Origin of the sequence: Microbacterium oxydans (assembly GCF_000956405.1) — a bacterium.
Taxonomy (GTDB): Bacteria; Actinomycetota; Actinomycetes; order Actinomycetales; family Microbacteriaceae; genus Microbacterium; species Microbacterium oxydans_C.
This window is the reverse complement of the sequence record NZ_JYIV01000015.1, coordinates 18,984-43,523: the sequence shown is the minus strand read 5'-3', so window position 1 is coordinate 43,523 and position 24,540 is coordinate 18,984. Positions and strand designations below refer to the sequence as shown.

Sequence of the window (24,540 nt, the reverse complement as noted above, 5' to 3'; positions counted from 1 at the left end):
CGCATTGGCTGAGAGCGTGGACGACATGACCCAGAACACCACCCTCAGCCCATTCCGCATCGACATCCCGCAGGACGCCGTCGACGACCTTCGCGATCGCCTGACCCGTACGCGGTGGCCACGCCCCGTTCCCGGACGGGAGGACCGCACCGACTTCACCCGTGGAACCCCCCTCGCCTACCTGCAGGATCTCGCGGAGCACTGGCGCGATGGATTCGACTGGCGGGCGCAGGAGAAGGCCCTCAACGGATACGAGCAGTACACGACGATCGTCGACGGGCAGACGTTTCATGTCCTCCACGTGCGGTCGACGAACCCGGATGCCACTCCACTGCTCCTCAGCGACAGTTGGCCGGCGTCATTCGTCGAGTACCAGCGGCTGATCCCGCTGTTGACGGACGAGTTCCACGTGGTCATCCCGTCCCTGCCCGGACTGGGCTTCTCGAACCCCCTGTCCGGCACCGGCTGGGATCTGGCCCGAACGGCCGACGCCTACGTCGAGATCATGGCGCGCTTCGGCTATGACCGGTTCGCAGCGCATGGCACGGACGTCGGCACCGGCATCGTCGGAAGACTGGCCGCGATCCACCCGGAGCACGTCATCGGCACGCACTTCGCCAGCGATCGTGTGTGGCTCGGGCTGGTGGGCGACATGGTCCCCGCACCCGACGACCTGTCTGCGGAAGAGCGTGCCGAGCTCGACTCCGCACGAGCCGCGAGCGCTGCGGAGCGCGGGTACATCGGCATGCACAACCATCGACCAGACACGATCGGACCAGCTCTCACGGATTCACCCGTCGGACAGCTCGCGTGGATCGTGGAGAAGTTCAAGCGCAGGATCGATGGCGGATACCGGGCGCCGGACGTCGACCGTGACCAGCTCCTGACGAACGTGAGCCTCTACTGGTTCACCCGCAGCGGGGCGTCGGTCGCTCCGTTCTTCTACGAGTCGGAGCACTCCGATCTCGAGTTCGTCCTGCCTTCGGGAGTGCCGGCGGGCTGGGCCGTCTTCGACGCGCATCCCCTGATCCGGCGGACGATGGACCCTGCCAAGGCGATCGACCACTGGAGCGAGTTCGCCGCGGGTGGGCACTTCCCGGCGATGGAGGAGCCGGAGCTGCTGGCGGACGACATCCGCAGGTTCTTCCGTGGTCTCGCCTGATCTGCGCAGGGCACGCACGCATCGCTCAGATCGCGACAGCGGTGATCGATGCGTGCGGACGCCTGCCCTCCTGTTCCCGGGTCTCGCTGTCGAGCACCGAGAAGCCGGCGCGTTCGAGCTGAGTCGACATGCCCGGCACCGACCAGTAGTGCGCCGTCGTGACGGCGTGCGGGAAAGGCCGCCCGTCCGCCCCGTCGAAGAAGCCGACCAGCAGCTGTCCACCCTCATGAAGCCCGCGGCGAGCGGCTTGGAGCAGATGTGGAAGCTCATCCGGGGTCGCGTGGATCAGCGAATACCAGGCGAGCACGCCACCCAAGGAACCGGGCGGGATGTCGGCCTCGGCCAGAGACGCCGTCCGATACGAGACACGGGGGAACCTGGTCGTGGCGCCGGCGATGAAGGCCGGCACGAGGTCGATGCCCTCGGCGTCGGCACCACGCTCGACGAGGAACGCCGTCCAGTGCCCCGGACCGCACCCCGCGTCGAGGATGCGTCCGTCGATGCCGTCCGCCCAACGGCCGATGCGTTCCCGGTCGTCGTCGTCCATCTGCGTGATGTCGCCGAACAGCTCCGTGTACTCGGCGGCTCGCGCGGCGTACCCCTCGCGCACACGCACATCGCCTGTCTCCTGCTGAGCCATGTCTCCCCGCTCTCGCGATGATCGGACTCCACGCTATCGGGGTCGCACGCGCGGATCGATGTAACAGCTGTTACAGTTCTGGGTGTGACGAAATCGGACAACTGGCTCGTGCTCCTGGTGCAGGTACCCGCCTCACCGTCGCGGCATCGCGTTGCCGTCTGGCGCGAGCTGCGTCAGTTCGGCGCGGTACCCGCGGGGCAGGGCACCTGGGTCACGCCGGATGTACCGGCGTGCGTCGAAGGGGTCGAACGGGCGCGGGCGCTCGCGCAGCGCGGCGAGGGCGACATCCTCGTGCTCCGCACCCAGGCCGATGGCGGTGACACCGCTGCGCTCCGGGCACTGTTCGACGCGGCGAGAGCAGACGACTGGGCGGAGTTCGTCGCCGACTGCGCGAAGTACCGCGCCGAGATCGCGCGTGAGATCGAGAAGAAGAAGTTCACGCTGGCTGAGCTCGAGGAGGAGGAGCAGAGCCTCGACCGACTGCAGCGCTGGCACCGCACGATCCGCGCCCGCGACGTGTTCGACTCCGCCTCGTCCAAGGGCGCGGACCGCGAGCTGGCCGCGTGCGTGAAAGACCTCGCCCGCTTCGCCGACCTCGTCTACCAGGCCGTCCACGCGTGAGCGCGCCGACCGCCGCACCGGCGACCCGCCAGGTGGCACCGCTGTATGCGGCCGGCTTCGTCACCGCGTTCGGCGCCCACAGCATCGCCGCGGGCATCGACGCGACCGGCGAGGACATCGGGCTCGACCTCCTGCGGCTGGGGGCACTTCTGGCGATCTACGACCTCGCCGAGGTGTTCCTCAAACCCGTCTTCGGCTCGCTGTCCGACCGGATCGGCGCGAAGCCGGTGATCGTGTTCGGGCTTGTGGCCTTCGCTGTCGCCTCGCTCATCGGGGTGTGGTCGTCGAGCACGGCAGCCCTCGCGATCGCGCGACTCGGACAGGGCGCGGCTGCTTCGGCGTTCTCACCCGCGTCGTCCGCGACAGTCGCGCGTCTGGCCTCACCCGGCGCGAAGGGCAGATACTTCGGCCGATACGGCTCCTGGAAGGGACTCGGCTACACCCTGGGTCCTCTCCTCGGCGCCGCACTGATCTTCCTGGGCGGCTTCACCCTGCTCTTCGCCTCCCTGAGCGCGCTCGCTGTCGTCACCGCGATCTGGGTGGCGATCTCTCTGCCCCGCCTCGAGCCGCTTCCTCGACCCCGGTACACGATCGCCGATCTGGTGCGCCAGACGACCGAGCGGGGCTTCCTCATCCCCACGCTCGTGCTCGCCGCGTCCACCGGGGCGCTCGGCGCATCGATCGGCTTCCTCCCCGCGCTGGCCAGCAGTGAAGGCGCACCGCTCTTCGCGAGCATCGCGATCGCCTCGGTCCTGGCACTCAGCTCGGCGCTCACCCAGCCCTGGGCGGGGCGGCTCCGCGACAAGGGGCGCCTGAGCGATCGTGCCGCGATGGCGCTCGGTCTCGGGATCATCACGGCCGGCATTCTCCTCGCCGCGATCGTCCCCGCGATTCCGTGCCTGTACGTCGCCGCCGCATTGCTCGGCGTCGGAATCGGTATCTCGACGCCTTTCGCCTTCGCCCACCTGGCCGACACGACACCGCCCGAGCGGATGGGACGCACGATGGGAACAGCCGAGCTCGGTCGGGAACTCGGCGACGCCGGAGGGCCGCTGTTGGTCGGAGCCGTCGCCGTGGCCGCGACGCTGCCCTGGGGTCTCGCGGCACTCGCGCTCGTCGTCGCCGCGTCCGGAGCGACCACCCGCGCCCTGCCGCACACCGCAACCAGCCCCTGACGGCACGGCGGGCCCTGTCGTCATCGACCCCGTCGTCATCGACCGTGCCGCAGTGCTCCCCCGATCGCACGGACGACCCCCACCACCGCTGCCCCCACGACTCCACCCACTGTGTTCCAGATGATGTCCTGCACGTCGGGAACTCGCCCGGGGATCGAGGCCTGCACGTGTTCGATCGCGAACGACGCGCCGAACACCAGCACGGGGGCGAGTATCCAGAGATGTCTGCTGAGCGCGAGCGCCACCGCTGCTCCGAGCGGCACGAAGAGCAGAGCGTTCAGCGTGCTCTCCAACTGGAGATAGCTCATCGGCTCGACCAGCGGCCCGGCGAACACATGGGCGAAGTCCATGAAGAGCGCACGAGCGGGGCCGGCGAATCGACGCGGTGTCAGCGTGACGACGACGACCGCCAGCGCCGCGAGCCCCGCGACGAGCAGCCGCGGACCGGACGATGCGCGTGAGTGAGCTGAGGGGGTCATGAGTCCACCCCACCGCATCGGATGTTGCGTGAGCGTATGCGTTTCGGTCTGTAGCGTGAGTTCGGCCGGGGCCGTGTGTTCGGGCTCTGGTTGAACTCCGCGCGGGTTCCGAATGGCTGCGGGGGGCCGGGGCGATCCGGCCCGGCCCTGAGGCCCTCCTCAACCACGCGTGCTCTAGCCTGGCGAGGTGATCACCGCACCACGCCGCTTTCCCGCCGGAGCCGAACTCGACATCCTCATGCGGCTGTACGGATACCGCTTCACACGGACGGGCGGCGTCGCGGGAGCCGAGCGGTCGGATGACCCCGGCGATGTGGCCGCGGCCGAATCGTCCGGTTGGCCGATTCGGGCGGAAGAGCGCCTCGCTCCCGTCGAGGTCTTCGAACGATCGATCTCCGCCGCCTCGGCACTGGATGAGGATGCGGTGCTCGCTGCCTTCGTGGCGGGCCTGGGCAGCGCAGCGCACGGACGCCAGATCGTCATCTCCTTCGCCTGGGCACGTCACCTCGCGACCGCTCCCGTCGGCGTCGAGGGGCTCCCGGACTGCGGGTTGGCGCTCGGACAGGGCGACGCCCATGAGTTCGACGCCACCGAGGTGTTGCTGCGCATCGCGCTCGGCTGGGCCTGGAACGAGCAGCCCGCTCGTTACCTCCCCGACCTCGAGACCGCTGCAGCGACGGGGCTCCCCGCTCCGACGGATGAAGACCGCGAACGGCTGCGCACCCTCATCGACCTGATCGACTCGCAGCCGGCCGGCACGACGGCGGGCGGGCTCGAGAAAGCCGTGGCCCGTGCCAAGATCATCCCCGGGACGGACAAGTACCAGCGGTACGGCATCCTCATCGCACTCGCCGAGTACGGTCTGCTGCCGAGCACGCTGTCCCCGAGTTGGGACCGCTTCGTCTCGCGCAGGGAGGTCGCGGACGCCTGGGCGGGCGGGCCGCGGTCGGACATCACCCCGCCGCTCTCCGGATGGCGCGGGGGCATCGACAGGGTGCGGGCGGATCGACTGCTGACGCTCTGACCGCAGCGGCGTCGCCGTCCCTCTCGCGCCGACGCCGCGTCAGGGAAGCCCCGTGATCAGTTGAAGTCGCCGCCGGGTGCCATGTCGGCGAAGCGCGAGTAGTGCCCCTGGAAGGCGACCGTGATCGTCGCGGTGGGACCGTTACGGTGCTTGGCGACGATCAGGTCGGCCTCACCCGGACGCACGTCCTTGTCGTAGACGGAGTCGCGATGCAGCAGGATGACCATGTCGGCGTCCTGCTCGATCGAGCCGGACTCTCGCAGGTCGCTGATGGCGGGCTTCTTGTCGGTGCGCTGCTCCGGACCACGGTTCAGTTGCGACAGGGCGATGACCGGAACCTGCAGCTCCTTGGCGATGAGCTTGAGGCTTCGAGAGAACTCCGAGACCTCCTGCTGACGCGACTCGACGCGCTTGCCCGATGTCATGAGCTGCAGATAGTCGATGATGACCATGCGCAGGCCCTCACGCTGCTTGAGGCGACGGCACTTCGCTCGGATCTCGACGAGAGTCATGTTGGGGCTGTCGTCGATGTAGAGCGGGGCGTCGTTGATGCGTCCTCGCGTCGCGGCGACGGTGGTCCAGTCGCGCGGGTCGAGGTTTCCCTTTCGCATGTTCTGCAAGGGGATGGCACCTTCGGCGCTGAGCAGACGCATGGCGATCTCGCTCTTGCCCATCTCGAGCGAGAAGAAGACGGAGGGGAGGTTGTGGCCGATGGATGCCGCGCGCGCGAAGTCGAGCGCGAGCGTGGACTTACCCATGGCGGGTCGGGCGGCGACGACGATCATCTGACCGCCGTGCAGGCCGTTGGTGAGCTCATCGAGCTCCTTGAAGCCGGTCGGCACGCCGGTCATGGACCCGTCGCGGCCGCTCGCCGCCTCGATCTCCTCGAGCGCGGCGTCGACGGCGATCTGCAGGGGCACGTAGTCTTCGGCCGTCTCGGATCCGGTGATCGAGTAGATCTCGGCCTGCGCGTTGTTGACGATGTCGGTCGCGTCGCCTTCGCCGGCATAGCCGAGCTGCACGATGCGGGTGCCGGCGTCGACGAGGCGGCGCAGGATCGCGCGCTCCGAGACGATGCCGGCGTAGTATCCGGCGTTCGCGGCCGTGGGGACGATCGACGTCAGCGTGTGCAGGTAGTCGGCACCGCCGGCGCGGCCGAGCTCACCGGTCTTGATGAGCTCGTCGGTAACGGCCACGACGTCGGTGGGCTCACCGTGCGAATACAGCGAGAGGATCGCTTCGAAGATCAGCTCGTGCTTCGGGATGTAGAAGTCTGCGCCCTTGAGCGTCTCGATGACATCGGCGACCGCATCCTTCGACAGGAGCATGCCGCCCAGGGCGCTCTGCTCGGCGAGGAGATCGTGGGGAGGCGTGCGCTCTGGAGCGCGCTTCGCGCCCATGCGCTCCTCGGAGATGTCGGCGATCGACACAGTCTTCCCTTCGATGCGACGTTTTCGATGCGATGTCGTGGGGGACGCCTCGAGGGTTGACCCCCGCGGCACTCGACCCTCACACCGTCCTGAACAGCAAAACAGGTGCGTCCGACATTCGGTCGCTCGCCCACGCTACGAGCGACGGTTTCCCCATGCAAGACGGCCTGTGGATAACCTTGTGGAGAGCGTGCGAACAAACCTGGAGTGTCTGTGCACAACGGGTGTGGATAACCCCGTGGAGGAGCGAGGACCGAAACTTTTTTATTCGTCCTGAGCTGGACTTTGTCGATTCCCCAGCCTGTGGATGGAAATCAGTTTAAATCGGGCGTTGAAGGTTGCCCACCGCGTGTATGAGATGTGTAGAACTTGGGGAAAGTCAAGCCGAGATTTCCTCGGGCGCGTCATGCGCTGACATCCGCGGAAACCCGCGGATAACCCCTAGACAGAACGCCCGAGCGCGAGTATCGTCGCCCGCAATCGACGCATGTGCGCCGAGATGTGTCGCCTTCTGAGGGGAAGGCGAATGCGCATCGCCTTCTGAGGGGGAGGTTGACGTGGACGCTCGAGCCACCCGACGCGGCGTACCTGCCGGCGTCTTCTGGGGTGGCATCGGCGTGCTCGCCTTGACCACGCTCGCGGTGCTCTTCGCGGGCGGGTCCGCGCATGCCGATGAGCAGCACGACGGCCCCCCTCGATGGACTCACCTCGTTGGTCAGCGAGACGGTGTCGACCGTCACGGCCCCTGTGACACCGATCGTCACCCAGGTCGTCGCCCCCGTGGTCACGCAGGTGGTCGCTCCTGTGCAGCAGGCCGCCCCCGCCGTGGTCGCCGCCGTGACGCAGCCGGTGACCACTGCGCCGGTCGTCGGGCCGGTCGTCGCACCCGTCGTGAATGCCGTGACCGAGACGGCGACCGCCGTCGTCACGCCCGTCACCGACACCCTGACCGGAGCACCCGTCTCGCAGATCACCGACCCGGTGCTCGAAGCCGTATCCGATCTCCCCGTCGTCGGCGGGCTCGTCTCCGACCTCGGCCTGATCTCGGCGGTCGGAGACGTGGTCGGCGTCGTCGACGACACCACCGCGCTGCTCGGGAACGTGACGAATGAGACCGTCCCTCCCGTCCTGGGAGCCCTCGACCCGACAGCACCCACGACGCCGGGCGAACCGGCTGAAGGTGCCGAGAACGTCGCAGAGCCTGTCGCCGCGACTGCGACCGACGGCCTCGACGTGAGCGCGCAGCCTGCGGCGACGCCTCCGTCTCCGTCTCCGACGTCTGCGTCGCAGGGAAGAGCTCCGTCCTCGACATCCTCGAGCGGTTCGGCAGCCGCCGACGATGGCACCCATGCGCCCAGCGGCGTTCCGGCCGGGAGCCCACCCGGGGCCGTCGTTCCCGCGTCCTCCTCCGCCGGTTCCGGTGGCGGAGGCAGCACATCTCACGCGCGTCTCAGCGACGCGAACACTTCTCCGCTCCGTGCTGGCGAGCGGACCTCCGGCGCATCCGACGACGAGCTTCCCTCGTCGCCCGTCGCCGACACCGACGTCTCTCCTGACTGACGGACCGTCACGTCGTTCCCCCGAGGAACGACAGATGCCGTGCTGCACGCGCACTCTGATCGCGTGCACCCATCAGACGATCAAACCCAGTCAGGAGAACCATCATGCGTACTTCCTTGAAGCGGGCCCTCTGGGGCACGCTCATCGCCGGGGGCATCACGCTCTTCGGCGCGACGGTCGCGAACGCGGCCGAGACGACCGGAGACGACGGACTGCTCTCCGGCACCCAGGCGGAGACGGCGATCACCGCCCCGATCTCCGTCGTGAACAATGCGATCTCGGTGTTGAGCGACGCCGCGGTGGCAGCCCCGCCAGCACCCGCACCGGCACCCGCACCCGCACCCGCACCCGCGCCAGCCCCAGCCCCGGCACCGGCACCGGCACCGGCTCAGACGAGCGGCGCGTCGGGGACGGCATCCGGCACTCAGGCAGCCGTCACCGTCAACCTCCCCGTGACCGTGTCGAACAACGCCGTGAGCGTGGTCGACACCGCAACGACCAGCGCCCCGGCCGGATCTCCCCAGAGCCCGGCTCCCCAGGCCGGCACATCGGCCGGGGCGCCTCTCGTGACCACGAACGGCCTGGACGGCGTGCTCTCGGGCACGCAGTCCCTGCTCGCGGTCAACGCACCGATCACCGTGACGGGCAACGCCGTGTCGGTGCTCGGCGACACCGAGAGCACCGCTCCGGCCGGGCAGGGAGCCGCAGCACCGGCACCCTCCACCCCGGCCGCATCGACGACGTCCGGAGAGGACGGCGTCGGCAGCGGCACGCAGGTCATTGCGCCCGTCACGGCACCGGTCACGGTGTCGGGCAACGCGATCTCCCTGCTGGGCGACACCTCGGCCACGGGCAGCGGAGCGGCTTCACCCGCACCTCCCGCCCCGTCCACCGGCGGCAACACCACCACCGGAACCGACGGCATCCTCGGCGGCACCCAGATCACCGCACCCGTCACCGCCCCCATCGGCGTGACCGGCAACGCGATCTCCGTCCTCGACGACGCCACCGTCACCCGCACCGGCACCGGCACCGGCACCGGCACCGGCACCGGCGGGACCACCACCCCCGCCCCGCCCACCGGCGGCAACACCACCACCGGAACCGACGGCATCCTCGGCGGCACCCAGGTGGCGCTGCCCATCAGCCTTCCGATCACGCTCGGCGGAAACGCCATCTCCGTGATCGGGGAGGCGACGGTGACCGACCCCGGCACGGGAACGAACCCTGGCACCGACCCCGGCACCGACCCGGGGACGAACCCGGGAACGAACCCCGGGACCAACCCGGGAACGAACCCCAGCACCTCGACCCCCGGCACGTCCGGAGCCGCTTTCGCCTCAGGCGCAGCGACCACCGGCCAGGCCAGCGGGCTCGCGATGACGGGCGGAGCGCCCTCTGAAGGACTGATCGCCCTCGCCGCACTCCTGCTCCTCCTCGGAGGCGCGGGCCTGCTGCGACGTCGCCGGCTGACGGCGTAGCGATGACGCCGGCGATGCGCTCGTCCTCGGGGGAGGAGACCCGCATCGCCGGTGCGCCGATGCGTCCACCCCATACGTCGACGGAGTCGTAGCCCCCAGCTCACACCGTCGTTCGACGCCGGCGCAGAAGGGCGGATGCCCCGTGGCAACCCCACCACGGGGCATCCGTCGCGCCCGGAAGTCGTTCACCCTCCCGACAAGCGTGCGGCGTTCGCGCCTGTCACTTCACAGCAATGCGCCCAGCCGGCGGGCGAGTGCATCGGCGTGCTGCTCCGCGACCTGGTCGGCGTCCGGCTCCTCCGGCTCGAACCCACTGGCACCCGCATGCATGAGCACTCGCGCCTGCGCGGGGCGGCGGAGCTGCTCGAACGACATGGGCAGTGCTGCGCAGCGGCAGTCTCCGCTCAGCAGATGCGCCAGCTCGTGCACCACCACATGCAACCGATACCAGCGCGGGTCCGAGGCCCGGATGGGGATCCTGGCGCGATCACCTTCCACCAGCACGTGCCGCGGCACCTTCTGCCACTCCGCCTCCCCGAGAACCTGCACTTCGATATCGATGCCCATCAGGGCGGAGACGCGATCCGTGACGCACTGCACGCTCGCCCCGCACTCGACCTCCAACTCATCCATAAGCCGATCCACCGGGCTTCGACCACTCACGATTTCCCTCACCCCTCGCAGAGCCCGGCCCCCTTTCGACCGAGCAACCCTCACACCTGAGAGATGGAACGGGAGGTCAGATCATTACGCCGAACCGGGGCGACTTTCGTCCAATCTTCGACGACCTTCGACCAGGCCCCGGCCAAGCCCGGCCAGGCCCGCCCGCTAGGGTCCTTGCAGCACGCCGCCCCCATCCACGAGTGCCGCCGTGTCGGGGAAGTCGCGCCGACTCCGCTCGTTCATCAGCTCGGTCGCATGCCCGGTCGAATCAGGGCGGGGTGCGCCCCCGTCGAACTCGAACCGCACGGGTCGCACCCGCCCCGACACGATGCTGCCATCCGCTCGCAGCCGCACGGAGAGGTATGCCCCGTACCGCGTCTCCTCCTCGGCGCCGAACACTCCCCCTCCCCCGAAGTTGCCCAGGCTGTAGGCGATCAGACGTCCGCGGTAGAACTCCGCCCCGCGGAGCACATGTGGGCCGTGGCCGATCACCAGGTCGGCGCCTGCATCCACAGCGGCATGCGCGAACGCGATCGGGTCGCCCCTGTTCTCGCCGTACATGAACTCCGTGCCCGCGGTCACCGCGTCGGCGCCTGGCCCCTCCGCCCCCATGTGCGCATGCACGACCACGATGTCGGCCTGCGCCGCCGCAGCGCGCACCAGCTGCCGCACGTGCCGCAGATCGGTGATGCGGTTGAAGCCGCTGTAAGGTGCGAATCCGACCATCGCCACCGACGTGCTCCCGACGTGGGTGACGACGATCTCGTCGCGCTCCCCCACGGCGTCGATCCCCACCGCACCCAAAAGCGTCCTCGTCTCGTCGAAACCCGTCCGCCCGTAATCGTGGCTGTGGTTGTTCGCCTGGTTGAGGAAGTCGAACCCCTGCAGGTACGCGGCAGCATCGGGGTCGCTCCGGAACGCCAGGCAGCTCGCAGTGCGTCCGCACTTGTCGTACCCGGTGTCCGCACTGATCGCCTGCTCGAGGTTCCCCGTGACGATGTCCTCCGTGAACCACGGACGCACGTCGTCGAAGTACGTCCGGCCACGATCATCCGGCACGGCATGCTGCATGTCATACAGCAGGATGTCGCCCGCCGCCCCGATGCTCACCTCTCCCGAACGTGCCGCCGAGGAGGTGCGCACCTCTGACGTCCGTGCCGGAAATGCTGCGGCCGCGCTCAGCCCGACGGCCATGGCGGCGAGCACCAGCACCGCCACCGGCGTGCGCCAGGGAACGCGTGTGGAGCGGGCGGATCCCGTGCGGCCTGCCCGCCGCCGGGGAAGATCCCAGAGCCAGGACAGCCCATCCCGATCCGTGAGCCGTGCGAGGAAGACGCAGGCCGCCACGAGCGCGCCCGTCAGCAGCGGAGGAAGTACGAGCGCAGCGACGAGTTGCACGGCGTTCCCCGCGTCGGACAGGGGGCCGACCAGAGCGACATCCGCGATCACCAGGAGCGGCATGTGCAGGAGATAGACCGGCAGCGTGCGAGCGCCCAGCCACGTCAGCCCTCTCCCCAGGAACGGCATTCCGGGCAGGAGGGTCGCGACGGCGAGGCCCATCGTCACCCCGACGACCGAGACGACGGGCCAGACCCCGGGGACCTGCTCCGTTCCCGTCACGCGCATCACGGCGTAGACGACGAGGTAGGCGAGGAGGAGCAGTCCCGCCACAAGGCGCCGAGGCCGGGCCGTGAAGCGACCGATCTGCGGCGCGAGATAGGCCCCGATCAGGAAGAACAGCAGGTTGTAGAGGAGCGACCCTCGGTTGCTCACGACGTCGACCACGCCGGCGGCGACCGTGACAGACAGCGCCGACGCGGCGACCAGGAGCACCCAGCGCGGAACCCGCTGCAGCCCCGTGGCCACGAGGAAGTAGAGCGCGAGCGCATAGAGATACCAGGTGTTCGGCGGGCTGATCGTCACCCCCTCGACGAACTCGGACACGCTCCGGGGAACGAACGTGGGGAAGTCGGGGAACGCCCACATCGCGACCATGTGGATCAGCGTCCACAGCAGGTAGAGGTAGAGGAAGCGCACGACCCGAGGTCGCCACACGGCAGCCCATGGCCGCGCGAGCGCACCCGCGGCGAAGTAGCCCGACACGAGCAGGAACAGCGGCATCAGGAACGGCCAGATGACATCGCCGGCCAGGCCCCAGACACCGGGGATCGGGATGCCGATGCGCCAATCGATCTGCAGGTACGTCTTCAGCACGACGTGCCAGAAGACCACGAGGACGATCAGCAGCCCTTTCGCGGCGTCACCCCACGCGGCGCGCGGTGGCGGCGAGACCGCGGTCACGCGCGGGCGCCGGTTCGCCGACGAGACCCAGAGTTCAGCGGGAGTGCAGTCATGCATCCGAGCCAAGCGCAGTCGATGTTGCGGGAGCGTATGCAGAAGCGCATACGCTCCCGCAACCGCGCTCCCCAGACGGGGCGCTGTTCCCGACCGATCATCGTCCCGCGGGAGGACCGCTATCAACCCTCGGGGGGATGTCCCGGCGCCGCCGACCCGGCAGGCTCGAAGCATCGACCGTGTCGCCGCTGCGCAGTCGCCTCTCTTCGATCTGTGCGGGAACCGGGCGGGAACCGGTACGGCCCGACGACTGGCGGCTGCCCGCCGGCAGCACCCGCCGCGCGTCCGTCTGCTCGTCCGTCGCGCCTCACACGAAAGCACGCCATCGCGCCATGTCGTTCCTCACCCGCAGCAGCCTCAAGAACCGCCTCATCCTCGCCCTCACGACGCTCGCGATCGTCGCCCTCGGGTTGATATCGATGAACTCGCTCAAGCAGGAGCTGATGCCGTCGCTGCAGGCGCCCATGGCGTTCATCTCGGCTCAGTCGCAGGGCCTCGCCCCCGAAGAGATGGCGAGCACCATCACGGAGCCGCTGGAGCAGGCGGTCCGCGCCGTCCCCGGTGTCACCAGCGTCACCTCGACGACGGCGACCGGCGATGCGCAGGTCCTCGTCGAGTGGACCTTCGGCGAAGACGATGAGGAGACGCTGCGCACCATCCGCAGTGCGGCGGAAGCCCTGAAGCCCGGTTTCCCCTCCGGCACCGAGGTCAACGTGGCCTCGGGGGGTGCCGGCGACCTGCCGGCGATGATGCTGAGCGCGGGAAGCGGCGGTGACCAGGAGGCGTTCGGCGACGCCCTGCAGCAGACCGTCGTCCCCGCACTGAAGAGCGTCTCGGGGGTGCGCGACGTCACGCTCGCCGGTCAGGAGACGCAGCGCATCACGATCGACCTCCGACCTGCAGACGTCACGCGCCTCAAGGTCGAGCCCTCCACACTGGGACCGATCCTGGAGGCCCACGGCGCCGCGCTCCCCGCCGGTCAGGCGGATTCCGCCGACGGCCCGCTCTCCATCACCGTCGGGTCCCGGCTGGCGACCCTGGAGGACATCCAGACCCTCTCCGTCCCCACCCCCGACGGCGCGGTCGCCGTGTCCGACTTCGCCGACGTCTCGATCGAGACCGTGCCCGCGCAGACCATCTCGCGCGTCAACGGCAAGCCCTCTCTCACGCTCCAGGTCATCCCGTCACAGGGTGCCAACGTGGTCGACATCTCGCACGGTGTGAACGCCGAGCTCGACCGACTGGCTCCGATCCTCGACGCCGAGTTCGTCACCATCTTCGACCAGGCGCCCTACATCGAGCAGTCGATCCACGACCTCTCGGTGGAAGGTGGTCTCGGGCTCCTCTTCGCCGTGCTCGTGATCCTCGCGTTCCTGCGCTCATGGCGCTCGACGGTCATCGCGGCCGTGTCGATCCCGCTGTCGCTGCTGATCACGCTGGTGGGTCTGTGGTGGAGCGGCAACACTCTCAACATCCTGACGCTCGGGGCGCTCACGATCGCGATCGGACGCGTCGTGGACGACTCCATCGTCGTGATCGAGAACATCTCCCGACGACGCGGCGACGGCCCGCTCACGATCGACGGCATCGTCGCGTCCGTGCGACAGGTCGCCGGCGCCATCACCGCATCGACACTCACCACCGTCGCCGTGTTCCTTCCGATCGCGTTCGTCTCCGGCATCGCCGGTCAGCTGTTCCGCCCGTTCGCGGTGACCGTCTCGATCGCCCTGCTCGCCTCGCTCGTGGTGTCGCTCACCATCGTGCCCGTGCTCGCATCCTGGTTCCTGAACAAGGCACCGCGGCACAAGACGTCTCCCGCCGAGGAGGCGCAGCCCCCCGTGGCGCAGTCGGTCGAGGGTGAGATCCCCTCGGAGCTCGACGAGATCCACTCCGCTCCGGACCGCCTGCAGCGCACCTTCATGCCCGCCCTGAACGCGACACGTCGGCACCCGGCGATCACCCTCGTCGCCTCCGCGCTGCTGCTCGTCGTGACCCTGGGCATGCTCCCGTTCATCCAGACGGACTTCCTGGGTTCGTCCGGTCAGGCGAGCCTCCAGGTCGTGCAGACGCCGCCGAAGGAGGCCACGGCCGATCTGGTCGCCGCCGCCGAGCCGGTCGAGAAGACGCTCGGGAAGATCGAGGGCATCGCCGACATCACCACGTCGATCCCGGTGCCCACCCCCGGCACGCCGACATCGATCACCTACGACCTGCGCGTGAAGGACGGCGCCGAGGTCGCGGATGTCGAAGCACAGGTGCAGAAGGCCCTCGACGGGCTGCCCGACAGCGGAGAGATCGAGCTCGCCGCGCAGGATGCCTCCCTGGCGGGAGCGAGTGACGGCATCGCCCTCCAGATCCAGGGCAACGACCCCACCGCGCTGCGGACGGCGAGCGACCTGCTCGAGAAGCAGCTGGCCGACGCCGACGGAGTGCGCTCCGTGAAGAGCGAGCTGTCCGGTGAACAGCCGGTGCTGCGCGTGAAGGTCGACGAGCGGCTGGCCACGCGCCTCGGATTCGACCGCACCATGATCGCCAAGGCCGTCCAGGAGGCGCTCTCCGGAACCACGGTCGGCACCCTCATGTACGAGGGCCAGGAGCGGGACATCGTCGTGCGCACACCAGGTTCGGCACGCACGGCCGACAAGCTCGGCGAGATCATGCTTCCGGTCACACCTCAGCAGACCGCCGAAGCGCAGAAGGCGGCAGCGGATGCCCTTCAGGCCAAGGCTGACGCCAAGGCGAACGAGGCCAAGGTCAAGGCCGAGAACGAGCTCAACTCGCAGATCAACACGGCCACGAAGCAGCGTGCCGAGATGGCGAGCCAGATCGGTGCCTTGAACCGGCAATTGGCCGAGCTGTCGGCAGCACCCATCGTGCCGGCGGATCCGCTGAGTCCCGATGATGAGGCAATGCTCAAGGCGCAGACCGAGCGCGCAGAACAGCTCGCGGCGCTCCAGGGTGCGATCGAGGGCGCACAGTCCGGGATCAAGGCGGCCGACGAGCAGATCAAGGCCCTGCGTCAGAGCCGCACCGACGCCGCGACTCAGCAGGCAGAAGCCGAGGCCGCCGAGGCCGAACAGAAGGCAGCCAGCGAGGTCACCGGCACCGCGATCCCGCTCGCCGCGATCGCCACGGTCGAGGAAGAGCTCACGGCTCCGACCATCACCCGTGCCGACGGCGAGCGCCAGGTCATCCTCACGGTGACGCCGGAGAAGGGCGGCCTCTCCGCCGCCGGACGGGCCATCGACAAGGCCATCGCCGAGACCGACCTCCCGGCGGGAGTCACCTTCCAGCAGGGCGGTGCCTCCGCGCAGCAGGACGAGGCGTTCGGCCAGCTCGGTCTGGCGATGCTCGGCGCGATCGTGCTCGTGCTGCTGGTGATGGTGGCGACGTTCCGCAACTTCCGCGGCCCTCTCGTGCTGCTCATCTCGATCCCGTTCGCGGCGACCGGTGCGATCCTCGGACTGCTCCTCACCGGCACGCCGATGGGCCTGCCCGCTCTGATCGGTCTGCTGATGCTCATCGGAATCGTCGTGACGAACGCGATCGTGCTCATGGACCTGGTGAACCGGCTTCGGGGTGCGGGCGCGAGCCTCGACGACGCCGTGGAGCACGGCACACGTCTGCGACTTCGTCCGATCCTGATGACGGCGGCAGCCACGGTGTTCGCCCTGATCCCGATGTCGCTCGGGTTGACGGGTGGCGGGGTGTTCATCTCGAAGCCTCTGGCGATCGTCGTGATCGGCGGGCTCGTGTCCTCGACCCTGCTCACCCTCGTGCTGGTACCCATCCTCTACACGCTGGTGGAGCGCCGCCGGGACCGCCGGATCGCGAAGCGCGCGGAGCGACGGGCCCGGCGCGAGGAGCGACGTGCCGCGGCAGCCGAGACGCCGACCGACATCTTCGAGGTCGCAGCCGAGCGCGAGTAGCGCTCCGACTCGATCAGCTGGTCCGGGCAGCCGCCGCCCGGACCAGCTCTGCGATGTCGCCCGGCCGACTCCACATGGGCCAGTGGCCGGTCGGGAGGTCGACCATCTCGACATCCGTCAGGCGGGCGACCTCGGCGAACATCGGGTGTCCTGCTCCGGCCAGTTCCCGCAGCTGTTCACTCGGGATCGAGCAGCACACGAGTGTGGTCGGAACCGAGAGGCGGGACTCGTCCACGAGCTCGACGGGCTGACGCAGCACCGGCCCGGGCTCGGGGACGGCCCGTTCTCGGAAGCGATCGAGCATCTGCGGGCTCAGGCCTTCCAGGCTCGCCTGCTGCCTCAGCACGTCGAATGGCGGCAGCGGAAGATCCTGCACATCCTCCGGCAGGTCGGGAGCGAAGACGGTTTCGGACGCGACCGGTCCCGAGTCGACCCAGACGACGCGTGCGACCAGCTCAGGATGCCGATCGAGGACCAGGCTCACCGGAGCGTTCGCGCCGCTGTGCGCGACGATGATCGCGCGCTCGTCCTCCGAGACACCGAGGCGCTCGAACTGTGCGCGGATCGCGTCGGCCTGGTCATCGAGGGTCCTCGACGCACGGTCGGGGTCGTCCGCATCGAGTCCGGGCAGCGTCATCGCGACCGCGCGAGGGCCATCACCGTTCAGCTGCCGGAGGACCTCATCCCAGGCCCACGCCCCCAGCCAGTGTCCGGCGATGAAGAGGATGGTCGGGGTGCTCGTCGTGTGTGTCATGAGACCAGCCTGGTCCGCGCGGCTGGCAGGTGTGTGTCACTATCTATGTCATGAATTCGATCGCGGCTGCCCGATGAAGCGCATGGAGCGACTTCACGCCCTCTCCGAGATGCTGCGTCGCAGCGGATCACGGGGCGTATCGGCAGAGCGTCTGGCGCGGGAGTTCGAGGTCTCCGTGCGCACGGTCAAACGCGACCTGGCAGCCCTCGGCCGCAGCGGTGCGCCTCTGTGGTCACGGCCCGGCCCTGGCGGGGGATACGGACTGGCGGCCGGCGCATCCCTGCCTCCCGTCAGCTTGTCCCCTGCGCAGGCAGTGGCGCTGATGGCAGCCGTGGCAGCGAGCCCGGATGCACCGTATGGCGATCTGGCCACAGCAGGCGTGAGCAAGATCATCGACGTCCTCGACCCTCGCACCCGTGCCGCAGCCGAGGCCCTCGCCGACCGCGTCTGGGTCGACGCATCCCCCTCCCCGTCGCGCGCGGTCCGGTCAGCGCTGGAGGAGGCGATGTCCGAGCAGCGCGTGGTGCGTATCCGCTACACCTCTGGAGACGGCCTCACGACCACCCGAGACGTCGAACCCGTGCTGTTCGCCTCCACAGGCGGGCGGTGGTACCTGGTCGGCTGGTGTCGGCTGCGCGATGCCATGCGGTGGTTCACCGTCTCGCGCGTCGAGCGGGCCAGCGTGACGGCAGCGGCCTGCACCGGCCACACCGTCGACGAGGTCGGAGCTCCCCCGGCGAACGCCAGGCCCGTCCACGGCCGCGATCTCTGAGAGGCGTACCTCACCGCCGAACATGCAGAAAGCCCCCTGTCCCGAAGGACAGGGGGCTTTCTCGACGTGCCTTACTTGGCGGCGATGACCTGCAGCGTGATGACTGCGGTGACATCGTCGTGCAGACGCACGGTCGCCTCGTGCTCACCGGTCACCTTGATGGGCGACGGGATGTGCACCTTGCGCTTGTCGATCGAACCCAGGCCGGCGGCTGCGACTGCATCCGCGACGTGGTCGGTCTTGACGGAGCCGAAGAGACGACCCTCCTTGCCGGCCTTGACCGTGAGGCGCACCTTGGTGCCCTCGAGAGCGTTCTTCAGCGCGACAGCGTCGTCACGATCGTGGATCGCGCGTGCCTGACGCGCGGCCTGGATCGATGCGACCTGCTTTTCGCCACCGCGGGTCCACGCCGTAGCGAAGCCCTGCGGGATGAGGAAGTTGCGGGCGTACCCGTTCTTGACCTCGACCACGTCACCGGCGCTACCGAGCCCGGCGACCTCGTTCGTGAGAATCAGCTTTGCCATCTCGATACCCCTTACCGGCCGGCGCCAGCGTAGGGCAGGAGCGCCATTTCGCGCGCGTTCTTGATCGCCGTGGCGATCAGACGCTGCTCCTGCACCGAGACACCGGTGATACGACGGGCGCGGATCTTGCCGCGCTCCGAGACGAACTTGCGGAGGGTGGCGACATCCTTGTAATCGATGACACCGACCCGGATGGACTTCGCGGGAGCGGTGGGCTTGCCACCCTTCCGCGGCTTGCGGCGGTCGCCGCTCGACTTTCCAGCCATAGTTTTTCCTTAGTGATGAGCGGATGCCGGCCGTGCGGGCCGGATCCAGAAGTTGTTCAGAACGGGGTGTCGTCGCCGAAGCTGCCCGGAGTGCTCCAGGCATCCGCGCTGGTCGACGAACCGGGCGTGGACCACGGCTCCTCCGACACCTGCTGCTGCGCGGGGCGCGACTGTCCACCGCCACCGCCGCCGGCACCGCCGGTCGAGGCCGCACGGGTGACCTGCGCGGTCGCGTACCGGAGCGAGGGGCCGATCTCGTCGACCTCCAGCTCGATCGCGGTGCGCTGGTTGCCCTCGCGGTCCTGGTAGGAGCGCTGACGCAGACGGCCCTGCGCGATGACGCGCATGCCCTTCGTCAGCGAACCCGCCACGTGCTCGGCGAACTCGCGCCAGACGGATGCACGGAGGAACAGCGCGTCGCCGTCCTTCCACTCATTCGCGGCACGGTCGAAGTTCCGAGGCGTCGATGCGATGGTGAAGTTCGCCACCGGCAGCCCGTTCTGCGTGTAGCGCAGCTCGGGGTCGGCCGTGAGGTTTCCCACCACGGTGATGACGGTTTCGCCGGCCATGAGACTTAGGCCTTCGCAGCCTTGGCGGCCTTGCGGGCAGCCTTCTCTTCGGAGCGCTTGGCTTCGGAAGCGATCATCGCCTGAGCCTCTTCAGCGCGGAGCACCTTGGTGCGCATGATCTGCTCGTTCAGCTTCAGCTGACGGTCGAGCTCCTGCGTGGCGGCGCTGGTCGCGGTGAAGTTGACGACGGCGTAGATGCCCTCGGTCTTCTTCTGGATCTCGTAGGCGAGACGGCGCTTGCCCCAGATGTCGACGTTCTCGATAGAGCCACCATCGTTGGTGATGACCTTCAGGAACTTGTCGAGCGTAGGTGCGACCTGGCGCTCGTCGATCTCGGGGGTCAGAATGACCATGAGTTCGTACTGGTGCGTCACTTACCCACCTCCTTCGGACTAGAACGGCTCTCGGGAATTTCCCGGGAGCAGGAGGGTGTGTGCACGTGCCCGCCCGTGGAATCCCGAATGGACGCCGCAAGGCAGACAACCTCGACAGTCTAGCGGAAGAGCGCTGCGGCCGCGAACAAGACCCCGACACAGCGGTCGGTGGTGACGGGAACGTCTGGGGTGTTTGACATGCTGGAAAGAGTGCCCGATGACGGTCATCGGGCGTTCGACCAGAGGGGGGACGCGATGCGCGTCAACAAATGGGGGGTCGGCGTCGTGCTCGCCGCCGCCGTGCTGCTCACCGGATGCACCGGAAGCGGATCGGACTCGACCGCCGAGAAGAAGCCCAGTGCCGGGAGCCTCGCAGGAGGCGGAAGCACCGCAGACGGACTGCCCCGAGTTGAAGGAGGGCACGACGATCGACGGCGCCACCCTCGCGGAGTGCGTCACGGCCGCGATGGCCGACACCGCCGGCTTCTCCGCGAAGATGACGACCCTGGGCATGGAATCGACCACGCGATACAACCCGGCCGACGACGCGGTCGAGACCACCACCACGTTCGGGTCGGTCATCGTGATCGGCGATGACGCGTGGGTCAAGTCCGCGACGGGCGAGTGGCAGGTCGCCGACGAGAACTCGACCGACCAGGAGATCAGCACGCTCAGCACGGCCGCGAAGGCCGTCGACGCGTCCGACCCGATGGGCGTGGCCGACACGCTGTCCGGCGAGTACACCGTCACCGGCAAGGGCACGCGTCTGGGCCAGGACGTGTTCCTTCTCACCGGCACCTCGGAGGGGCAGGGCACCAGCGTCGCGATGGTCTTCGAGGTCACGAGCGATTACGCGGTGCTCGCCGCCAACGCCTCCACCGAGGTCGAGGGCCAGAAGATCGAGAGCATCCAGGAAGTCACCGAGTGGGACGTGAAGCAGGACATCGTCGCACCACTCTGACATCCGCGCTCTCTGCATCCGCAGGGCCGCATCCGCAGGGCCGCCGGCGAAAACGGAGACGATCCCTTCTCAGCGCGGAGTGTCGCACCTCGACACTCCGCTGGCGGGAGGGGTCGTCTCCGTTTCGGCAGGGCAGGGCAGGGCAGGGCAGGACAGGGCAGGACAGGGCAGGAGGACGCGGGTCAGTAGCTGACCGGGGGGATCTCCGCCCACACGGTGCGGTCGTCGACCGTGGGGGCGGCGGGGATGCGTCCGGCTCCGTCTGGCTCGGGGATCGCCGCGAGGAGCGCCTGTGTATAGGGATGCCTCGGCGCGGCCCAGAGCTGATCCGTCGGACCCGACTCCAGCACGCGGCCACCGAACATCACGAACGTGCGGTCGGCGATGCGGCGTACCACTGCCAGGTCGTGCGAGATGAACAGCATGCCCGCGCCCGACTCGGCCACCAGATCGCGCATCAGGCCCGCGACGCTCGTCTGGGTGGAGGCGTCGAGCGCCGAGATCGGCTCATCGGCCACGAGCAGCGAAGGCCGCGCGGCCAGGGCCCTGGCGATCGCGATGCGCTGCTTCTGCCCGCCGGAGAACTGGTGCGGGAAGCGCGTGCTCACGTTCGTCGGCAGCCCGACGCGCTCGAGCCATTCCTCGACGGTCGAACCCTCGGCACCCCGCGCCTTGGCGGTGGCGATGCCGTCGGCGATCTGGTCGCCGACCCGGCGCCGCGGATTCAGCGAGGTCGCCGGGTCCTGGAACACCATCTGGATGCCGGTCAGCGCGATCGAGCGACGGCGGATGCCGAGCGGCGATACCGGGGCATCACGGAACCGCACGGTCCCCGCGGCGGTCTTCTCGATGCCGACCACGGCACGGGCGAGGCTGGACTTGCCGCTGCCCGACTCGCCGACGAGGGCGACGGTCTCGCCCGCAGCCACACGGATCGACACACCGTTCACGGCGATCACCGGCGGGTTGCCCGGGTACCGAACGACGACGTCCTGCGCGTCGAGGACTGCGACCTCACTCATCTGCGGCCTGCCCTTCCGGTGCCTCGTCGATGCGCGACCCCGGGAGGGCCGCGAGCAGCATGCGGGTGTACTCGTGCTGCGGGTCGCGGAACAGCGCCTCGCGATCGGCGAGCTCCACGATCCGGCCGTCCTTCATGACGGCCACCCGATCGGCGATCGCGCTCATCACGCCCAGGTCGTGGGTCACGAGCAGCACGGCGAGATCGCGCTCCGTCGCCAGGTCGCGGAGCAGCTGGAGGATCCCCGCCTGCACGGTCACGTCCAGCGCCGTGGTGGGCTCGTCCGCCAGCAGCACCTCCGGATCGCAGGCCAGGGCGCAGGCGATCGCGATGCGCTGCCGCTGTCCGCCGGAGAACTGGTGCGGGTAGCGCTTCAGCGCCTCCGTCGGATTGGGCACCTGCACGGTCTCGAGCAGTTCGACGGCGCGTGCCCGTGCCGCCGCACCCTTGAGTCCGAGATGCACGCGCATGTGGTCGGTGAGTTGACGACCGACGGGCAGCTGCGGGTGCAGCGACGCCGACGGATCCTGGAACACCATGGCGATCCGCTTGCCGCGCACCGTGTTGAGGGAGCGGCGCTTCCGGCCGACCAGCTCTTCGCCCGCGAGCAGGATCGATCCACCGACGCGTGCCTGACGCGGCAGCAGCCCGAGCACGGCGAGCGAGGTGAGAGTCTTTCCCGAGCCGGACTCCCCGGCGAGGCCGTGGATGCGGCCGGCCTCGAGCTCGAGCGAGACGCCCTTCACGAGCGGTCGTCCGATGTCGATCGTCAGGTCGCGGATGCGGAGGGACGAGGCGCTCATGCGGCCACTCCCGTCGCCGATGCCTTGTGATCCGCAGCCTTCTCGTGCGTGATCTCGGCGGTGGGGTCGAGCACGTCGCGCATCGCGTCTCCGAGGAAGTTGAACGCCAGCACCACCGTGAGGATCGCGAGGCCGGGGAAGACTCCGAGCCACCAGGCGTCGAAGTTCTGCATCGCGCCGGAGATCATCGACCCCCACTCGGCGGTCGGCGGCTGGGCGCCCAGTCCGAGGAAGGAGAGTCCGGAGAGGAGCAGGATCGCCGCACCGATGTCGAGCGTCGCGAGCACCAGAACCGGGCCGGCGATGTTCGGGAGGATGTCGACGAACAGCGTGCGCGCCGGCGAGTGACCGAGCAGGCGACCGGCGATCACATAGTTCTGGCCGCGCAGGCCCAGGACGATGCTGCGCGTGACGCGAGCGTACTGCGGCCACGAGACCACGATCGCCGCGATCACCGCGTTGAACAGCGACGGCCCGAGCGAGGCGGCGACCACCATGGCGAGGATCACGGTCGGGAACGCCATGAACAGATCGGTGATGCGCATGAGGGTCTCGTCGACCCAGCCGCCGAAGTATCCGGCGAGCGCGCCGATGAGCGTGCCGATGATCATGGCGGCGATCACGAGCATGAGCGCGAGCGGCAGGCTCACGGTGGCCCCGGTCATGAGTCGCGAGAAGATGTCGCGGCCGTTGCCGTCGGTGCCGAGGAGCGTGTCGATGCCCGGCGCCTGCAGGCGAGGGAGCACCTGCGCGTTCGGCGGATACGGCACCCACCACTGCGCGGTGAAGGCGACGATGATCCAGGCCCCGGCGATGGCGGTGCCGATGATGCCGAGCGGGGTGCGCCAGGCACGCGGCCAGCGGAAACGGAAGCGTCCGGCAGGGGTCGCTGCGGCGATGCGGCTCATGCGATCCTCACTCTCGGGTCGAGCACGCCGTAGAGCAGATCGACGATGAAGTTGATGAGGAGGTAGATGACGCCGACCACGAGACCGACGCCCATGATGCCGGGCAGGTCGAGGTTCGCGGCGGAGTTGTAGGCGTACGTGCCCAGCCCCGGCCAGGCGAACACCGACTCGACGAGCACGGTTCCGGAGAGCAGGGCACCGAACGCGACGCCGACAACCGTGAGGATCGGGAGCGATGCTCCGCGCAGCACGTAGTCGAGGATGACGCGCATAGCGGGGAGTCCCTTGGCCCGGGCCGCGCGCACGTAGTCGCTGCCGAGGACCTCGAGCACCGAGGTGCGGATGAAGCGGGTCAGCAGCCCGATGGTCACGAGCGAGAGCACCATGACCGGAAGAGCGAGGTGCGCGAGGGCGTCGAAGAAGCCGACCGCGTCTCCGTTGAGGAGGTAGTCGACCGTGTACAGCCCGGTCACGCGCGGCGGCGGGGTGATCGACGGCGAGATGCGTCCGGAGCCCGGGGCGATGCGCAGCTCCAGGAAGAACACGTAGAAGCTGACCAGCGCGAGCCAGAAGGTCGGGACGCTGAGCCCGACGAGCGTGACGACGCGGATGACCTGGTCGGTGACGAGGCCGCGGCGGTAGGCAGCCAGGGTGCCGAGCACGATGCTGACCGCGAGACTGACGATGATCGCGCCGATCGCGATCTCGATCGTCGCGGGAACGGCGGTGGCGAGGTCGCTGGTGACCGGGCGTCCGGTCACCAGCGACGTGCCGAGGTCCCCGCGGAGCAGGTTCCCCATATAGATGAAGTACTGCACGAACAGTGGCTGGTCGAGACCGTGCTCCTTGATGAACGCGTCCCGCGTCGCGGGGTTCTGCGACGCGCCCTCACCGAGCGCGGCCGAGACCGGGTCTCCCGGCACCAGGTTGGTGAGCGCGAACGTGACGATCGTCACGCCCACCAACAGGAGCAGGGAGGTGCCGGCCCGCCGCAGCAGGTATCCGACGAGAGGCGAGCGGCGCCGCTGCGCCTGCCTCTGCACGGCCACTGTCGTCATGAGTCGTCCGA

Annotated in this window: 23 protein-coding genes; 9 read left to right on the top strand and 14 right to left on the bottom strand. The window is 69.0% G+C overall.

What is annotated here, in order from left to right; genetic code table 11:
- The first annotated feature begins 25 nt into the window (after positions 1 to 25).
- Positions 26 to 1,162: an epoxide hydrolase family protein gene (locus RN51_RS02490; protein ID WP_045262504.1), complete on the top strand. Its 1,137-nt coding sequence runs from the start codon at positions 26 to 28 to the stop codon at positions 1,160 to 1,162.
- A 25-nt stretch (positions 1,163 to 1,187) separates the two neighbouring features.
- Here the strand turns inward: RN51_RS02490 and RN51_RS02485 are convergent, their stop codons facing one another.
- Positions 1,188 to 1,802: a class I SAM-dependent methyltransferase gene (locus RN51_RS02485; protein WP_045262463.1), complete on the bottom strand. Its 615-nt coding sequence runs from the start codon at positions 1,800 to 1,802 to the stop codon at positions 1,188 to 1,190.
- Positions 1,803 to 1,886: 84 nt separating this feature from the next.
- Here RN51_RS02485 and RN51_RS02480 point away from each other — a divergent pair, with 84 nt between their 5' ends.
- Positions 1,887 to 2,423, top strand: coding sequence for a Chromate resistance protein ChrB (locus RN51_RS02480; protein ID WP_045262462.1), 537 nt, complete (start codon positions 1,887 to 1,889; stop codon positions 2,421 to 2,423).
- On the top strand, positions 2,420 to 3,598 hold the full coding sequence (locus RN51_RS02475; RefSeq protein ID WP_045262461.1) for an MFS transporter: 1,179 nt from the start codon (positions 2,420 to 2,422) through the stop codon (positions 3,596 to 3,598). Before RN51_RS02480 ends, RN51_RS02475 begins: the two co-directional genes overlap by 4 nt.
- 35 nt (positions 3,599 to 3,633) lie before the next feature.
- Here RN51_RS02475 and RN51_RS02470 read toward each other — a convergent pair whose 3' ends face one another.
- Complete coding sequence (locus RN51_RS02470; protein WP_045262503.1) at positions 3,634 to 4,077, bottom strand: VanZ family protein; 444 nt, start codon at positions 4,075 to 4,077, stop codon at positions 3,634 to 3,636.
- Positions 4,078 to 4,264: 187 nt separating this feature from the next.
- Here RN51_RS02470 and RN51_RS02465 point away from each other — a divergent pair, with 187 nt between their 5' ends.
- A complete protein-coding gene (locus RN51_RS02465) occupies positions 4,265 to 5,101 on the top strand; it encodes a hypothetical protein (RefSeq protein WP_045262460.1) in 837 nt (278 codons plus the stop codon).
- 56 nt (positions 5,102 to 5,157) lie between these two features.
- Here the strand turns inward: RN51_RS02465 and dnaB are convergent, their stop codons facing one another.
- On the bottom strand, positions 5,158 to 6,531 hold the full coding sequence (dnaB, locus tag RN51_RS02460; RefSeq protein WP_082066285.1) for a replicative DNA helicase: 1,374 nt from the start codon (positions 6,529 to 6,531) through the stop codon (positions 5,158 to 5,160).
- Positions 6,532 to 7,203: 672 nt separating this feature from the next.
- On the opposite strand from dnaB, the gene RN51_RS02455 reads away from it, so the two are divergent.
- Positions 7,204 to 8,091, top strand: coding sequence for a hypothetical protein (locus tag RN51_RS02455; RefSeq protein ID WP_231579192.1), 888 nt, complete (start codon positions 7,204 to 7,206; stop codon positions 8,089 to 8,091).
- Positions 8,092 to 8,195: 104 nt separating this feature from the next.
- The gene (locus tag RN51_RS02450) at positions 8,196 to 9,572 is read left to right on the top strand and encodes a hypothetical protein (protein ID WP_045262459.1); all 1,377 of its coding nucleotides are present in this window, start codon (positions 8,196 to 8,198) and stop codon (positions 9,570 to 9,572) included.
- A 225-nt stretch (positions 9,573 to 9,797) separates the two neighbouring features.
- Here RN51_RS02450 and RN51_RS02445 read toward each other — a convergent pair whose 3' ends face one another.
- Both RN51_RS02445 and RN51_RS17905 read right to left on the bottom strand, forming a co-directional pair.
- Positions 9,798 to 10,205 (bottom strand): hypothetical protein, encoded by a 408-nt coding sequence (locus RN51_RS02445; protein WP_045262458.1) that lies wholly within the window; start codon positions 10,203 to 10,205, stop codon positions 9,798 to 9,800.
- A gap of 195 nt (positions 10,206 to 10,400) precedes the next feature.
- The gene (locus RN51_RS17905) at positions 10,401 to 12,536 is read right to left on the bottom strand and encodes a CapA family protein (RefSeq protein WP_197073165.1); all 2,136 of its coding nucleotides are present in this window, start codon (positions 12,534 to 12,536) and stop codon (positions 10,401 to 10,403) included.
- Between the two features lie 386 nt (positions 12,537 to 12,922).
- On the opposite strand from RN51_RS17905, the gene RN51_RS02430 reads away from it, so the two are divergent.
- Positions 12,923 to 16,519: an efflux RND transporter permease subunit gene (locus tag RN51_RS02430; RefSeq protein ID WP_045262457.1), complete on the top strand. Its 3,597-nt coding sequence runs from the start codon at positions 12,923 to 12,925 to the stop codon at positions 16,517 to 16,519.
- Between the two features lie 13 nt (positions 16,520 to 16,532).
- Here the strand turns inward: RN51_RS02430 and RN51_RS02425 are convergent, their stop codons facing one another.
- Positions 16,533 to 17,273: an alpha/beta fold hydrolase gene (locus RN51_RS02425; protein ID WP_045262456.1), complete on the bottom strand. Its 741-nt coding sequence runs from the start codon at positions 17,271 to 17,273 to the stop codon at positions 16,533 to 16,535.
- A gap of 73 nt (positions 17,274 to 17,346) precedes the next feature.
- Between RN51_RS02425 and RN51_RS02420 the strand changes: the two genes are divergently transcribed.
- Positions 17,347 to 18,045: a helix-turn-helix transcriptional regulator gene (locus RN51_RS02420; protein ID WP_045262455.1), complete on the top strand. Its 699-nt coding sequence runs from the start codon at positions 17,347 to 17,349 to the stop codon at positions 18,043 to 18,045.
- A gap of 71 nt (positions 18,046 to 18,116) precedes the next feature.
- On the opposite strand, the gene rplI is transcribed toward RN51_RS02420, so the two are convergent.
- The 4 genes from rplI to rpsF are packed head-to-tail and all read right to left on the bottom strand — an operon-like array spanning position 18,117 to position 19,778.
- Complete coding sequence (rplI, locus tag RN51_RS02415; RefSeq protein ID WP_045262454.1) at positions 18,117 to 18,569, bottom strand: 50S ribosomal protein L9; 453 nt, start codon at positions 18,567 to 18,569, stop codon at positions 18,117 to 18,119.
- An 11-nt stretch (positions 18,570 to 18,580) separates the two neighbouring features.
- A complete protein-coding gene (gene rpsR, locus RN51_RS02410; RefSeq protein WP_017829850.1) occupies positions 18,581 to 18,835 on the bottom strand; it encodes a 30S ribosomal protein S18 in 255 nt (84 codons plus the stop codon).
- A 56-nt stretch (positions 18,836 to 18,891) separates the two neighbouring features.
- Positions 18,892 to 19,404, bottom strand: a complete 513-nt coding sequence (locus tag RN51_RS02405) for a single-stranded DNA-binding protein (RefSeq protein WP_045262453.1) — start codon at positions 19,402 to 19,404, stop codon at positions 18,892 to 18,894.
- Between the two features lie 5 nt (positions 19,405 to 19,409).
- On the bottom strand, positions 19,410 to 19,778 hold the full coding sequence (rpsF, locus tag RN51_RS02400; protein ID WP_021201450.1) for a 30S ribosomal protein S6: 369 nt from the start codon (positions 19,776 to 19,778) through the stop codon (positions 19,410 to 19,412).
- A gap of 358 nt (positions 19,779 to 20,136) precedes the next feature.
- Between rpsF and RN51_RS02395 the strand changes: the two genes are divergently transcribed.
- A complete protein-coding gene (locus RN51_RS02395; protein ID WP_045262452.1) occupies positions 20,137 to 20,739 on the top strand; it encodes a hypothetical protein in 603 nt (200 codons plus the stop codon).
- Between the two features lie 182 nt (positions 20,740 to 20,921).
- On the opposite strand, the gene RN51_RS02390 is transcribed toward RN51_RS02395, so the two are convergent.
- Genes RN51_RS02390 through RN51_RS02375 form a run of 4 tightly spaced genes read right to left on the bottom strand, consistent with a single transcriptional unit; the run spans position 20,922 to position 24,529 of the window.
- On the bottom strand, positions 20,922 to 21,761 hold the full coding sequence (locus RN51_RS02390; RefSeq protein ID WP_045262451.1) for an ABC transporter ATP-binding protein: 840 nt from the start codon (positions 21,759 to 21,761) through the stop codon (positions 20,922 to 20,924).
- Positions 21,754 to 22,563: an ABC transporter ATP-binding protein gene (locus RN51_RS02385; RefSeq protein WP_045262450.1), complete on the bottom strand. Its 810-nt coding sequence runs from the start codon at positions 22,561 to 22,563 to the stop codon at positions 21,754 to 21,756. The genes RN51_RS02390 and RN51_RS02385 overlap by 8 nt, the downstream gene beginning before the upstream one ends.
- Entirely contained in the window at positions 22,560 to 23,471 is a 912-nt protein-coding gene (locus RN51_RS02380; protein ID WP_045262449.1) for an ABC transporter permease, read from the bottom strand. Before RN51_RS02380 ends, RN51_RS02385 begins: the two co-directional genes overlap by 4 nt.
- Positions 23,468 to 24,529: an ABC transporter permease gene (locus tag RN51_RS02375; protein WP_045262448.1), complete on the bottom strand. Its 1,062-nt coding sequence runs from the start codon at positions 24,527 to 24,529 to the stop codon at positions 23,468 to 23,470. Before RN51_RS02375 ends, RN51_RS02380 begins: the two co-directional genes overlap by 4 nt.
- Between the last annotated feature and the right edge of the window lie 11 nt (positions 24,530 to 24,540).